The 13,680-nt window shown below is 66.3% G+C and carries 9 protein-coding genes; 4 read left to right on the forward strand and 5 right to left on the reverse strand.

Going from position 1 to position 13,680, the window contains the following annotated elements; all coding sequences use genetic code 11:
* Window positions 1–15: 15 nt before the first annotated feature.
* Window positions 16–1,455 carry a glucoamylase family protein gene (locus DD559_RS06975; RefSeq protein ID WP_116468551.1) on the reverse strand — a complete coding sequence of 480 codons (1,440 nt, stop codon included), beginning with the start codon at window positions 1,453–1,455 and terminating at the stop codon, window positions 16–18.
* A gap of 161 nt (window positions 1,456–1,616) precedes the next feature.
* The gene (locus tag DD559_RS06980) at window positions 1,617–2,618 is read right to left on the reverse strand and encodes a LacI family DNA-binding transcriptional regulator (RefSeq protein ID WP_116468552.1); all 1,002 of its coding nucleotides are present in this window, start codon (window positions 2,616–2,618) and stop codon (window positions 1,617–1,619) included.
* A gap of 155 nt (window positions 2,619–2,773) precedes the next feature.
* On the opposite strand from DD559_RS06980, the gene DD559_RS06985 reads away from it, so the two are divergent.
* A complete protein-coding gene (locus tag DD559_RS06985; protein WP_116468553.1) occupies window positions 2,774–5,062 on the forward strand; it encodes a glycoside hydrolase family 3 N-terminal domain-containing protein in 2,289 nt (762 codons plus the stop codon).
* Window positions 5,063–5,129: 67 nt separating this feature from the next.
* Here the strand turns inward: DD559_RS06985 and DD559_RS06990 are convergent, their stop codons facing one another.
* The 3 genes from DD559_RS06990 to gltX all read right to left on the reverse strand — a co-directional run bounded on the left by DD559_RS06990 (window position 5,130) and on the right by gltX (window position 10,004).
* Complete coding sequence (locus DD559_RS06990; protein WP_116468554.1) at window positions 5,130–7,091, reverse strand: beta-L-arabinofuranosidase domain-containing protein; 1,962 nt, start codon at window positions 7,089–7,091, stop codon at window positions 5,130–5,132.
* A gap of 177 nt (window positions 7,092–7,268) precedes the next feature.
* A complete protein-coding gene (locus DD559_RS06995) occupies window positions 7,269–8,552 on the reverse strand; it encodes a citrate synthase (protein WP_116468555.1) in 1,284 nt (427 codons plus the stop codon).
* Window positions 8,553–8,579: 27 nt separating this feature from the next.
* Window positions 8,580–10,004, reverse strand: coding sequence for a glutamate--tRNA ligase (gene gltX / locus DD559_RS07000; RefSeq protein WP_116470763.1), 1,425 nt, complete (start codon window positions 10,002–10,004; stop codon window positions 8,580–8,582).
* A 79-nt stretch (window positions 10,005–10,083) separates the two neighbouring features.
* Between gltX and DD559_RS07005 the strand changes: the two genes are divergently transcribed.
* The 3 genes from DD559_RS07005 to DD559_RS07015 are packed head-to-tail and all read left to right on the forward strand — an operon-like array spanning window position 10,084 to window position 13,673.
* Entirely contained in the window at window positions 10,084–12,195 is a 2,112-nt protein-coding gene (locus DD559_RS07005) for a ComEC/Rec2 family competence protein (RefSeq protein ID WP_206364467.1), read from the forward strand.
* Window positions 12,192–13,055 (forward strand): subclass B3 metallo-beta-lactamase, encoded by an 864-nt coding sequence (bla, locus tag DD559_RS07010; protein ID WP_438270397.1) that lies wholly within the window; start codon window positions 12,192–12,194, stop codon window positions 13,053–13,055. The genes DD559_RS07005 and bla overlap by 4 nt, the downstream gene beginning before the upstream one ends.
* 33 nt (window positions 13,056–13,088) lie before the next feature.
* On the forward strand, window positions 13,089–13,673 hold the full coding sequence (locus tag DD559_RS07015) for a class I SAM-dependent methyltransferase (protein WP_116468556.1): 585 nt from the start codon (window positions 13,089–13,091) through the stop codon (window positions 13,671–13,673).
* Window positions 13,674–13,680: the final 7 nt, after the last annotated feature.

Consider the following 13,680-nt stretch of genomic DNA (forward strand, 5'->3'; position numbering starts at 1 on the left):
CAATCGGCAGAAGCCTCAAGACTCCAGCCATCCTCCGCGAAAGCCGGCCTGCATCAGCCCGCGTCGGATCGCAGGTACCTTGCGCATGATCCGCCACACGAAATCGCTCCGGTAATTGGCGGCCATCAGCAGGATCGGGCCCTGATCGATGCCGATATAATCATCGTCCACCCAGCCGCGTTCCGGATCCACCTTGCCCTTCACCGGCTCCGGGCTCGTGAAGCGGTAGCTTGGGTTGAGCGAATCCAGAAAGCCATATTGTCCATAGAGCAGGTCGCCATATTCCCGTCGCAGCCGCTCCGCGCAGGGGATCACGATCTCCGGTGCGAAGGGGAGGCAGCCCAGTGCTGCTGTGGGTGCCAGCGTGCCATCGTCGCGTTCGTCCGGCATTCCCAGGGGGCCGCGCGCGGAATAGGCGAAGAATTCGCGCTGCTGTCCTTTGAAGGGCAGGGTGGCATGGCCCGGGCCGTCGCAGGCGGTAAGGCCCCACAGGTCGGCCGAATAGCCGTCCCATTGCATCGGGTTCGCGGTGCAATAGGCCCGCTGGGCATAGGCAGCGCGCCGGCTGTTTTCGAAATAATCCATCTCGGCCGCCTGCATCGCCGTATCGCGGATGCCGCGAAAATCGATCCAGACATGGCTGTACTGATGCCCGAACAGTGGCGCGAAGGCGAGGTGGCGGGTCGCGCCTTCGCCGCGCCAGACCTGGGGGTAGGGGGCCGTCCAGGCCTCCCAGCTGCTCGGCGCCAGCGGGTAGTTCGGCGCCCCCAGGCCGAGGACATAGACGAACATGCCCTCATTATACCCTTCCCAGTTCCGCGCGATGAACCCGCCTCCGGGATGCCAGCCCATCGAGATCGCCCGGCGGCCGTCCTGGAACCAGGCCCAGTCGGCGCGCGCATAGATTGCCTCGGCCAGGCGCCGGATCTCGGCTTCGCGATCGTCGCGGCGATCGAAATACTGGCCGGCGAAGAGCACGCCCATGAACAAAATGGTGCTGTCGACGCTCGAGAGCTCGACATCATGGAAGCGGTGGCCGCGCTCCATATCGATGAAATGGTAGAAGAAGCCCTTGTAGCCGGCATTGCCGCTAGGCTCCGGCCCCTGCGGGGCTTCCCACAGGAAGCGCAGCGTCGTCAGCGTCAGGTCGCGCGCCTCGGCTCGCTTGCACCAGCCGCGCTCGACCCCGACCGCATAGGCGGTCAGCGCAAAGCCGATCGAGGCGATCGAACAGAAGCTCTCCGATGGCCAGCGATCGGGGACCAAGCCGTTGCTGCGGTTCACGCGCTCCCAGAAGAAGCGGAAGGTGCGCTCCTCCAGGTCGGCATACCAGTCGGGAAGGGCGGGTCCGGCAGGAGTACGCACGCCTGCGCGCCCAAGCGTGCCGGCACAACTGGCCAGGGCAGTGCTGCCGACGAGCAGCGTCGACGCGGAGAGCAGGGCGCGGCGGTTCATCTGGGGCAGATCCGACCCTGCCCGAAAAAGCGGGGCGGCGCCATCCGCGCCGCCCCGAGCGGGGGGAATCGAGGCATGACACTCGCTCGGAGCGGGTGTGGAACCGGTTACATTTCTAGCGGAATTTGACGTCATGTCTGTACGAATCTTCATGATGAAACTCAGATCTGTGAATTTGTCGCGGTCGTACCGCGAAGGACGAGCTCGGGGGTGAGCAACACCTCTTCGTTGCCCTGCATCTTGCCTTCGAGCTGATCGAGCAGCCGGGCGACGGCGCGCGTACCCAGTTCGGCGATCCGCACCTGCACCGTGGTGAGGCCCAGATAGCGGGCCAGCGGAACATCATCGAACCCGGCGATGGCGATCGTCTCGGGAATGGCGATGCCGGCCTCGCGCAGCCGGTGCAGGCAACCCAGTGCCATCATGTCGTTGGCTGCGAACACGGCGTCGCAAGCAATCTCGCCGGCCAGAATGCGGCGGGCCGCAGCGTCCCCGGCGCTTTCGTTGAAGTCGCCTGGCAGGATGACCGGGGCGGTGCCTGGCAACAAGGCCTCGAGGCTCCGGCAATATCCTTCGGCGCGCTCGCGGGCATCGACATTGCCCTCGGGGCCGGCCAGATGCACGATCCGCTTGCGGCCGCTTGCCACCAGATGGCGAACCACGGCCTCGGCGCCGGCATGGTTGTCGATGCGCAGCGACGGCCGGGTCGGCGTCGCCTGCCGGCAGTTGATCAGGACCGCGGGCAAGGCGGGCGAAAGCGCTTCTTTCAGCAGTTCCGGCGCGACATGCGGTGCCATAACCAGCAATCCGTCCACCCGCCCGCGCATCGCGCGCAGCGCTTTCATCGCGCGGTCGCTTTCGTCGTGCATGTTCGACAGCAGCAACAGATAGCCGCGCCGGCTCGCTTCGCGGTCCATGCCGCGTACGCATTCCGAAAAGAACTCCCCGTGCAGATCCGGGAGCACCACGCCGATCGAATGGGCGCGCGCCAGGCTCAGGCTGCGCGCGCCGGCATGGGGCACATAGCCCAGTTCCTCGGCGGCGGCGAGGATGCGATCACGGGTGTCGCCGCGAACGTTGTTGAGCCCGTTGAGCGCCCGCGAAACCGATGCCACCGAGACACGGGCTCGCGCCGCGACGTCGCGAATCGTGGCTTCGGTCATGCAAATGCTCTCCTTATGTTTATCGCGGAGCCTGTTTTTCAGGCTCCATCGGCGATTGCAATCCCGGACTGTCGCACGCTATGTAACCGGTTACGGTTTGCCGCGACAAGGCCGAATTCGTGCCGGCGGCGCATTAGGTAGAGGGTTTCAGGCGGATGGTCGACGGCAGGATTTCGAGGCGTGCGGCGCTGCTCGGCGCAGGGGCGATGGCCGCATGGGCGCACAGCCCGGCGCGTGCAATGCTCCGCGAGGCGGCGGCGCTGCCGGTTCCGGCGTTCATCGATGCGCTGATCGCGAAGATGACGATCGCCGAAAAGGCGGGGCAATTGACCATCATGCCCAGCGCGTGGTCCGGCACCACGGCAACCGCGCTCAATCCGCCGACCAACGGGCCGAGCTTCGACGCGCAGTTGGAGGAGGTGCGGCAGGGCCGGATAACCGGCGTGTTCAACGGCAATGGTGCCGAAATGGCCCGCCGGATGCAGGGGGCCGCGCTGCAATCGCGGTTGAAGATTCCGCTGATCTTCGCCGCGGATGTGATCCATGGCCACCGCACGATCTTCCCGATCCCGATTGGCGAGGTCGCCAGTTTCGAACCCGATCTGGCGGAGCGGACCGCCCGCATGGCTGCCTTTGAATCGGCCGCCTCGGGTATCGACTGGACCTTCGCGCCGATGGTCGACATCGCGCGGGACCAGCGTTGGGGTCGCGGCATGGAAGGTTCGGGCGAGGACGTGCTGATCGGTGCGCTGTTCGGCGCGGCGCGCGTGCGCGGATTTCAGGGCAAGGATCTCACCTCTCCCGAAGCGGTCCTTGCCTGCGCCAAGCATTTCGCGGCCTATGGGGCGGCGGAAGCCGGGCTCGACTACAATGCGGTCGACATTTCAGAACGGACGCTGCGCGAGGTTTATCTGCCGCCGTTCAAGGCGGCGCTTGATGCGGGCGTGCTTTCCTTCATGGCGTCGTTCAACGAGATCGCCGGCATCCCCTCCACCGGCAATCCATGGCTGATGCGCACCCTTCTGCGCGAAGAATGGGGTTTCCAGGGCTTGGTCGTTTCCGATTACACCGGTGATATGGAACTGATCGATCACGGCTTCGCCGCCGATGCGCGCGATGCCGCGAAGATCGCGTTTCTGGCGGGTGTCGACATGAGCATGACCAGCGGCTTCTACCGCGATCACCTGCCCGATCTGGTCGCGAAGGGGGAAGTGGACGAGGCGCTGGTCAATGCGTCCGTTCGACGGGTATTGGCATTGAAGGCGCGGCTGGGGCTGTTCGACGATCCCTTTCGGCGCATCGATCGCAAGCGGGAGCAGGCACGTTCCCGCACGCGTGCAGCCATCGATCTGGCGCGAGAATCCGGGCGCAAATCGATCGTGCTGCTCAGGAACGAGGGCGATCTGCTGCCGTTGCCCAAGGTGGGCAGGAAGATCGCGATCATCGGCCCGTTCGCAGCGGGCGCGCATGATCTGGTTGGCCCCTGGGTCGTCTATGGCGACGACAAACAGGCGGTGGACCTGGCCACCGGCGTGCGGGCGGCGGTGAAGGACCCGTCGTCGATCACGGTCGTCGAAGGATCGGGGGTGGAGGCACCCCTCGCCGGCGGGATCGAGGCGGCGGTGGCTGCTGCGCAAGCGGCCGATGTGGTACTGCTCGCCATCGGCGAATCGCAGAACATGTCCGGCGAGGCGCAGTCGCGGGCTGAGATCGTGCTGCCGGCGCCGCAACAGGCACTGGCCGAAGCGGTTGCCGCCACGGGCAAGCCCATCGTCGTGGTTCTGAAGAACGGCCGCGCGCTGGCCCTGGAAGGCGCGGTGCGCGATGCCCCGGCGATCCTGGTTACCTGGTTCCTGGGAAGCGAGACCGGCAACGCCATCGCCGACGTGCTGTTCGGTGAGTACGGCCCGTCCGGGCGCCTGCCGTGCAGTTTCCCGCGCTCGCCAGGCCAGCAACCCTATTATTATGCGCACAAGCCGACGGGGCGGCCCAACCCGTCGGACGACAAGCTGGAGCCCTATAAGGCGCATTATCGCGGAATTCCCAACTCCGCCCTGTTCCCGTTCGGGCACGGACTCACCTACGGCCGGATCGACTATACCGATCTCCAGGTTGCGCCGCAGCTAGCGTGGGACGGCGAAGTGGTCGTCAGCGCTACCATCACCAACCGCGGCCGCCGCGCGGCGGAGGAAGTGGTGCAGCTTTACATCCATGACGTCACCGCCAGCGTCACCCGGCCGGTTCGCGAGTTGAAGGCATTCCGCAAATTGCGGCTGGAGCCGGGCGCATCGGAACGGGTCACGTTCCGCATTCGGCGCGAGCAACTGCAGTTCATCGGCCGCGACAATGTGCCGGTGGTCGAACCCGGCCGTTTCGACCTGTGGATCGCCCCTTCGGCAGAGGGCACGGGACTGAAGGGGCATTTCGAGCTGCTGAAGGGCTGAACCTTGCTGCGCCCGGCCTGGGGGCGAGTTGACGGGGTGTAGCGGAGGGCCCCGCCACAGGATGCGGTCAGCCGGCTGATGACCCTAGCTTCCAATAGGTCGCATAGCGTTCATGTGCGATGCGGTGATAGGGGCGGAGCCGCACCGGCCGTCCATCCGCTGCGGGGATGGTGAACTCCAGCGGTTGCGCACCCGGCCGGATCCGGGTGACCAGTTCTGCTGGCTCGCCGGCAAGCGTCGGCACGGTGAACGGCGTGTCGTTATAGCTGCCATACCGCCGTTCGTTGACGATGATATCGGCGCCGGGCGCCAGACCTTCGCGGCCCAGCGCCCCGGCCAGCACAAGCGGGCCATAGGTGAACGCGACGATGTCAGGCGCCGTCGGTGCGTGCTCCACCCCGGTCTCCATCTCCAGGCGCAATTCCACCGTATCGCCGTCGCGCCAGATGCGTGCGAGATCGATATAGCGGCCGGGTGCGGTTGCGTGCGTCTCCTGCTTGCCGTTCACCAATATGGTTGCGGTCCGGCTCCAGTCGGGGTGGCGCAGGCGGAGCGTGATGTCAGTCGGGCGATCGAGCTGCCAGCGCAGCACGGTGTTCGGCGCTTCCGGAAAGCGGGTCTGCTGAGTCAGCACCGCGCCCTTGTCCCGCCAGCGGACCGAGGAAGGGATGAACAGGTTCACGTACAGCGCGTGATCGTCGTGGAAATAGATCGAGTCGCGATATTTGACGTGGTTTTCCATGCCGGTGCCGGTGCAGCACCAGAAGCTATCCTCCGGCGTGTGGTACAGCTTCATATAGCCGGGCCGCGCACCCTGGAAATAGGTGGCCATGCCGCTGTCCGGGTCCTGCGAGGCGAGGATGCCGTTGTAGAGCGTGCGTTCGTAATAGTCTGCGTATTCGGCGCGTGGATCCTGCAAGAACAGCGCGCGGGTGAGCTTCAGCATATTGTGCTGGCCGCAGGTTTCCGATCCCTTGGCGGAGAAGACGTGCTTCTCGAAATCGGCCCTCGCGAAGAAATGCTCATTCTCGCCGTGCCCGCCCGTGGCGAAGGAGCGGGTGTGCGCCACCGTCTTCCAGAAGAAGCGCGCCGCATCGTGATAGTGCGCATCGCCGGTCGCCTCATAGACGCGCTGGAACCCCACCACCTTGGGGATCTGGGTGTTGGCGTGCATTCCATCGAGCTGGTCGAGCCCGCGTGCCAGCGGCTTCAGCAGCGCCTGCTGCGAGAAACGTTCGGCCAGCTGGCGATACTCGATCTTGCCGGTCATCGCGTAGAGATCGGCATAGATTTCGTTCATGCCGCCATATTCGGTTTCCAGCATGGTTTCGAATTCGGCGTCGGACAGCGGCTTCGTCGCGACGACGCCCCAATCGGCCAGCCGCAAAAGTACTGCGCGCGATACCGCGCTGTCGGCGAGCAATGCGCCGTCGCGCAGGCCGGCATAGATCTTGTGCAGCGTGTACCAAGGAACGCCGGTGATCTTCTCCCCCCGCAGATGCGCCGCCAGTAGCGCCGGTCCCTTGGGAAAGGCGCAGACCAGCCCGCTTTTCGCCGCGTCCTGACACGCGCTCAGTTCCGCGGCGATATAGTCCACCCGCTGCTGGAACTTCTTGTCCCCGGTCGCCCGATAGGCGAGCGCGCACGCGGAGAGATAATGGCCCAGCGTGTGGCCATGGCAGTTGATGTCTTCCCAGGTCGCCTCGGATTCCCAACCGCCATAGACCGGAGCCTTGGGCTTCAGCCCGGCGTTGACGCGGAAGTTGTGCAGCATCCGATCCGGCTGCAGCCGTAGCAGATAGGCTTCGGTCGCGCGCTGGGCGTGGAGGAAGGGGCTGTCGGCCAGATCGACGTCCGAAAGGTCGAAGGGCCGGAGCGGGGGCGCCTTGGGCAGGGCAGGGGGCTCGGCTGGTGCAGCGAAGCTCGCCTGCGGCAGAGTCGCCCACGCGCTTGCCGCAATCGCGCCGAAGCCGCTGGAAGAAAGGAATTTCCGGCGGGATGCGACGGTGCATACGGCTTCGACAGGCATTCAACGCTCTCCGGCTCTGGTTATTACTCAGAGTAACAGATGCGTCGTCGACACCAAGTATTTTCGTGTCCGCTTTGGCAACTTGCGCCAGCATCCCAGAAGAAACGGCGCCACCGCGGGGAGCGGGGCGCCGTTCTTTCTCAACCGTTCCGGACGGGTACGCCCGGATATGGGCGCTCAGCGCTGGCTGACGGGCACATAGTCGCGCTGCGTCGGGCCGGTGTAAAGCTGGCGCGGACGGCCGATCTTCTGCTCGGGGTCCGAGATCATCTCGTTCCACTGCGCCACCCAGCCGACGGTGCGGGCCAGGGCGAACAGTGCGGTGAACATCGTCGTCGGGAAGCCGATCGCCGACAGGATGACGCCCGAATAGAAGTCGACGTTCGGGAACAGCTTCTTCTCGACGAAGTAATCGTCCTTGAGCGCCATTTCCTCGAGCTGCAGCGCAACTTCGAACACGGGGTCCGAAACGTTGAGCGAGGCGAATACTTCGCGCACGGTCTTCTGCATCACGGTCGCGCGCGGATCATAGTTCTTGTACACGCGGTGGCCGAAGCCCATCAGGCGGAACGGATCGTTCTTGTCCTTCGCGCGGGCGATGAACTCGGGAATGCGCTCCGGACGGCCGATCTCGTGCAGCATGTTGAGCGCGGCTTCGTTGGCGCCGCCATGCGCCGGGCCCCACAGGCAGGCGATGCCGGCGGCGATGCAGGCGAACGGATTGGCGCCCGACGAACCGGCGAGGCGCACGGTCGAGGTCGAGGCGTTCTGCTCGTGATCGGCATGGAGGATGAAGATGCGGTCGAGCGCCTTCTCCACCACCGGGTTCACTTCATATTCCTCGGCCGGAACGCCGAAGGTCATGCGCAGGAAGTTGCCGGTGTAGCTCAGGTCGTTCTTCGGATAGAGGAACGGCTGGCCGACGCTGTACTTGTACGCCATCGCCGCGATCGTCGGCATCTTGGCGATCAGGCGGTGCGACGCGATCATGCGCTGCTGCGGATCGGTGATGTCCGTCGAATCGTGGTAGAAAGCCGAGAGCGCGCCGACCACGCCGCACATCACCGCCATCGGGTGCGCGTCGCGACGGAAGCCGCGATAGAAGGTCGCCAGCTGCTCGTGCAGCATGGTGTGGCGGGTGATGGTGTTCTCGAACTTGGCCAGTTCGGCCTGGCTCGGCAATTCGCCGTTGAGCAACAGGTACGAGACTTCCATGAAGCTCGACTGCTCGGCCAGCTGGCCGATCGGATAGCCGCGGTGGAGCAGCACGCCCTCGTCACCGTCGATGAAGGTCAGGCCCGACTCGCAGCTCGCGGTCGAGGTGAAGCCCGGATCATAGGTGAAGGCGCCGGTCTGCGCGTAGAGCTTGCGGATATCGACGACATCGGGGCCGGTGCTGCCCTTCAGGACGGGATATTCGACGTCTTTGCCTGCAATCTGCAGCTTGGCGGTATCGCTCATGTTGTCGTCCTTTCCTTCGACCCGTTTTCAGGCGGGCGTACGCATCTGGTCTGCGATGCGGGCGAGGCTTTCCTCGCGTCCCAGCAACGCCAGGACATCGAAGATACCCGGGGAAGTTCGGCGGCCGGTCAGCGCCGCACGCAGCGGCTGCGCCAGATTGCCGAGCTTCACGCCCGCATCGTCCGCGACGGTGCGTACCGCCGCTTCGAGCGCCTCCGTATCCCACGTTACCAATCCGTCAAGCGCGGTGTGCAACTGAGCGAGCAGAGAGCGTGCATCGCCCTCTAGCAGAGCTGCCGCGTCCGCGTCCAATTCCAGTGGGCGGGTGCGAAAAAGAAAGCCGGCGCCATCCGCCAGTTCGAGGAGATTCGCGGCGCGCGGCTTCAGCGCGGCCATGCTGCGACGCAGAAGGTCGGCTTGCGAGTCGCTGATTTCGAACGGCAGCCGCGTGGCGACGAGATCCGCCAAGCGATCATCGTCGGATTGGCGGATATAATGGCCGTTGAGGTTCTCGAGCTTCTTCAGATCGAACCGGCTTGGTGATTTTCCCACACCCGCAAGGTCGAACCATGCGATGGCCTGTTCGCGACTGATGATCTCGTCGTCGCCATGCCCCCAGCCGAGGCGGAGGAGATAGTTGGACACCGCCTCGGGCAGCAGGCCGAGTTCGTCGCGATAGGCGTCGACGCCCAATGCACCGTGACGCTTGGAGAGCTTGGCACCGTCCGCGCCGTGGATCAGCGGGATATGGGCATATTCCGGCTCGTCCCAGCCCATCGCGCGATAGATCGGCAGCTGGCGGAAGGCGTTGTTGAGATGGTCGTCGCCGCGGATCACATGGGTCACGCCCATGTCGTTGTCGTCGACCACCACCGCCAGCATATAGGTGGGCGTGCCGTCCGAGCGCAGCAGCACGAGATCGTCGATCTCGGCATTCTGCACGGTCACCTCGCCCTGGACATGGTCGCGGATCGTCACCGCACCCTCGGTCGGCGCCTTGAGGCGGACGACGTGCGGCACCGCGGGATCGCCATCGGTGCGGTCGCGCCAGGGCGAGCGGATGCGCAGCGGCTTCTTGGCGGCTTCCGCCTCGGCGCGCATCGCGGCGAGCTCGTCCTGGGTGAGGTAGCAGCGATAGGCCGCGCCCTTTTCCAGCATCGCCTGGGCGACCTCGGCGTGGCGGGCGGCACGGGCGAACTGATAGACTTCGTCGCCGTCCCAATCGAGCCCGAGCCAGCGCAGCCCGTCGAGGATCGCCTCGATCGCCGGCTGAGTCGAGCGGGCGCGATCGGTATCCTCGATGCGCAGCAGGAATTTGCCGCCGTGGTGACGGGCGAACAGCAGGTTGAACAGCGCGGTGCGCGCGCCGCCGATGTGCAGGAAGCCGGTGGGCGACGGTGCGAAGCGGGTGACGACGGGCTTGGCGCCGGTGGTATCTGTAGTTGCGCTCAAGCGCGGCTGCTCCCAGACTGTTGCGTTGATGGCCAGTTCAGCCGCCGAGGCCCCTAGCACGGGGTTCCGCGCCCTTCAAATGGGAGCGGCGAAACGCTTCCCCAAAGGGCAGCGCGTGCTGGAGACGTGGCTGGAGGCCGAACGCGGCCAGATCCTCCTGTGGCTGCCGGTCGCCTTCGGGTCGGGGATTGCCGCGTGGTTCGCCTTGGCGGGGCCGGCGCAGTGGGCGGCGTTTCTGTGCATCGCACTGGGCATCGCGGCTGCGGGGGGGGCGCTGCACGGGCGGCTGGGACGGGTGCTGCTGCTGGGCGGGCTGGCGATGGCGCTGGGCTGTGCGGCGATCTGGCTGCGTGCGGAAAGGGTGTCTGCGCCGGTGCTGGCGCGGCCGGCGGTGGCATCGTTCGAAGGCGTCGTGGTGCAGGCGGATGCGTTCGCGGCACGCGGGTTCACCCGGTTGGTGCTTGCGCCGATCGCCCGCGCCGATCTGCCGCCGCGGGTGCGGGTGAATGTCGATTCGACCGATCTGCCCGCGGGGCTGGCGGCCGGGGCGCGGGTTGCGGTGCGGGCGCGGCTGGTGCCGCCGCCGGCGCCTGCGCTGCCGGGCGCCTATGATTTCCGCCGCGTCGCCTGGTTCGGCGGGATCGGCGCGACCGGCAAGGCGCTTGGGCCGGTGACGGTGCGTTCCCCCGGATCGTCGAGCGGGCAGGGGCTTCGCGCGGCCCTGTCGACGCACATCCAGGCGCATCTGCCGGGCAGTGCCGGCGGAATCGCCAGCGCGCTCGCCACCGGCGACGAAGGCGCGATCGACGAGGCGGACGCGGAAGCGATGCGCCGAGCCGGCCTGGCCCATCTCCTTTCGGTGAGCGGCCTGCACGTCACCGCCGTTACCGGCGCGGCGATGCTGATCGTGCTGCGTCTGCTCGCGCTCAGCCCCACGCTGGCGTTACGCTTTCGGCTGCCGCTGGTAGCGGCCGGTGCCGGCGCGATCGCAGCGATCGGCTACACTTGGCTCACCGGCGCGCAGGTGCCGACGATCCGTTCCTGCGTGGCCGCATTGCTGGTGCTGATGGCGTTGATGCTGGGACGCGAGGCGCTGACATTGCGGCTGGTGGCCGCCGGGGCGGTGATCGTCCTGCTGCTATGGCCCGAAGCCTTGGCGGGCGCGAGCTTCCAGCTGAGCTTTGCGGCGGTGGCGGCGATCGTCGCGCTTCACGAAAACCCCAGGCTTCGGCGCTGGTTCGAACGGCGTGAGGAAGCGTGGTGGCGCCGGCTCGCCCGCAATCTGGGCTCGCTGTTGCTCACCGGTCTGGTGGTGGAGCTCACGCTGATGCCGATCGGGCTGTTTCATTTCCACAAGGCCGGGCTGTACGGGGCGATGGCGAACATCATCGCGATCCCGCTGACGACGTTCGTCGTCATGCCGCTGGAGGCGCTTGCCTTGCTGCTCGATCTGCTGGGGCTGGGCGGCCCGGCATGGTGGCTGGCGGGCAAGGCGCTCGCGCTGCTGTTGTGGATCGCCCATATGGTGGCCGATGCCCCGGGTTCGGTTGCTGCATTGCCGGTGATGCCCGGCGGGGCGTTCGGGTGGATCGCATTCGGCGGGCTTTGGATCGCGCTGTGGCGCACGCGCGTGCGGCTGATCGGGATGATCCCGGTGGTGGCGGGGCTCGTTTGGGCCGCGCTCGCCCCCGCGCCGGATCTGCTGATCACCGGCGACGGGCGCCACCTGGCGCTGCGGGTGCCCGATGGCAGCTTCGCGCTGCTGCGCGATCGCACGAAGGACTTCACCCGCGCGTCGATCAGCGAAATGGGGGGCATTGAACCGGATGCGCTGGCCTCGCTTGCCGAGCGGAACGAGGCGCGGTGCAGCCCCGATCTCTGCGTCGCCGATGTCGCAGGTGGCGGGCGCAGCTGGCGGATCGCGGCGACGCGGAGCGGCTACACGATCGGCTGGCGCGCGCTGGTCGCGACCTGCGCGTCGAGCGACATCATGGTCAGCGAGCGCCGCCTGCCCCGGGGCTGCCGTCCGCGCTGGCTGTTGCTCGACCGGGCGGCGCTGGCCCAAACGGGCGGCGTCGCCATTTCCTTCGCGGGGCGGGGGATCCGCACGGTCGAAACCGGTGCCCAGCATCCATGGCTTGACCCGCCGACGGTTCAGCCCCCATTCGAACGCGGAAAGGGAGAGCCATGATGTTCCGGATTCTCGTGTCTGCTGCAGCACTTGCCTTGGCGCCTTCGGCATCGGCGCAACAGACGGACTGGGCAAAGGTGCGCGCCGAGTGGAACCAGCCCATGGCGCCGTTCCGAATCCTGGGGAACGTTCATTATGTCGGGACGGCGGGCATTGCAGCCTATCTGATCACCAGTCCGCAGGGGCATATCCTGATCGATGGCGGCATGGCGGAAAGCGCGCCGCTGATCGCCGCCAATATCGAGAAGCTGGGGTTCAAGCTGGCGGACGTGAAGATCCTGCTGATCAACCACGCGCATTGGGACCATGCCGGCGGCCTTGCCGAACTGAAGCGTCGAACGGGGGCGCGGCTGCTGGCCAGCGCGGCCGACACGCCGGCGCTGGAGGCCGGTCGGTCCGACTATCGCCCGGACATCACCAGCAGCGCGCCGCCCGTGAAGGTAGACGGCGTGCTGAAGGACGGGGAAGAAATTCACTTCGGCACCAATACGCTGGTCGCGCATCTTACGCCGGGCCATACCAAGGGCTGTACCAGTTTCACGATGCAGGTGCCCTCCGGCGGTGACAGCCTGACCGTGTTGTTCGCCTGTAGCATGAGCGTCGCCGACCAGCCGCTGACGCCGGGCCATGGCTATGACGCGGCTCCGTCCGATTTCCGCGCGACCTTCGCCAAGCTCCGTGCGACGCAGGCGGATGTGTTCCTTAGCTTTCATGCGGAGCAGTTCGACCTTGCCGCCAAGCGCGCCAAGCAACTCGCGGGCGATGCCGAGGCGTTCGTCGATCCCGGCGAACTGGCGCGGCGGGTGGATGCGGCGCAGGCCGATTTCGAGGCCGAGTTGAAGCGCGAAAACGGGAAATGAGCCCTGCCACGCGCATATGGTCGGCGCGATAGCGTGAACGTCGATCCGTCCGAAGGATGGGATGCTATTGCCGAGGCATTTGTCGCAGCCCGATCGAACATCGGGGCGGCTCTGGTGCGGAACTGGGCACGCGAAACCCTGTCACCGGGAGCAGAGATCGTCGACATAGGGTGCGGTTCTGGGGTGCCGATCGCACGCGCGCTTATAGACGACGGCTTCACCGTGTTCGGCATCGACGCCTCGCCGCGCCTCCTTCGGGCCTTTGCACGGCAATTTCCCGCCATGCCGTGCGCTTGCGAGGCGGCCCAGGACAGCCGGTTCTTCGGCCGCCGCTTTGACGGAGCCATTGCGATAGGTCTGTTGTTCCTGCTCGATGCGGACCAGCAATGGCAGGTTCTGGAAAAGACCGCGGCCGCATTGCACCCCGGCGGGCGGCTGTTGTTCAGCGCGCCGCTACAGGCCTGCACCTGGAACGATAGCCTGACAGGGCGTTGTTCCCAATCGCTCGGCGCTCCCGCCTATGCCCGGATGCTTGCGGCGTTCGGCTTGCACCTTGTCCGCCATTTGGAGGACGAAGGCGCAAACACCTATTACGACGCGGTCAAGCAGAGCGCCTGACCGGCCT

The organism is Sphingomonas pokkalii (genome assembly GCF_003096275.1).
Lineage (GTDB): Bacteria > Pseudomonadota > Alphaproteobacteria > Sphingomonadales > Sphingomonadaceae > Sphingomonas > Sphingomonas pokkalii.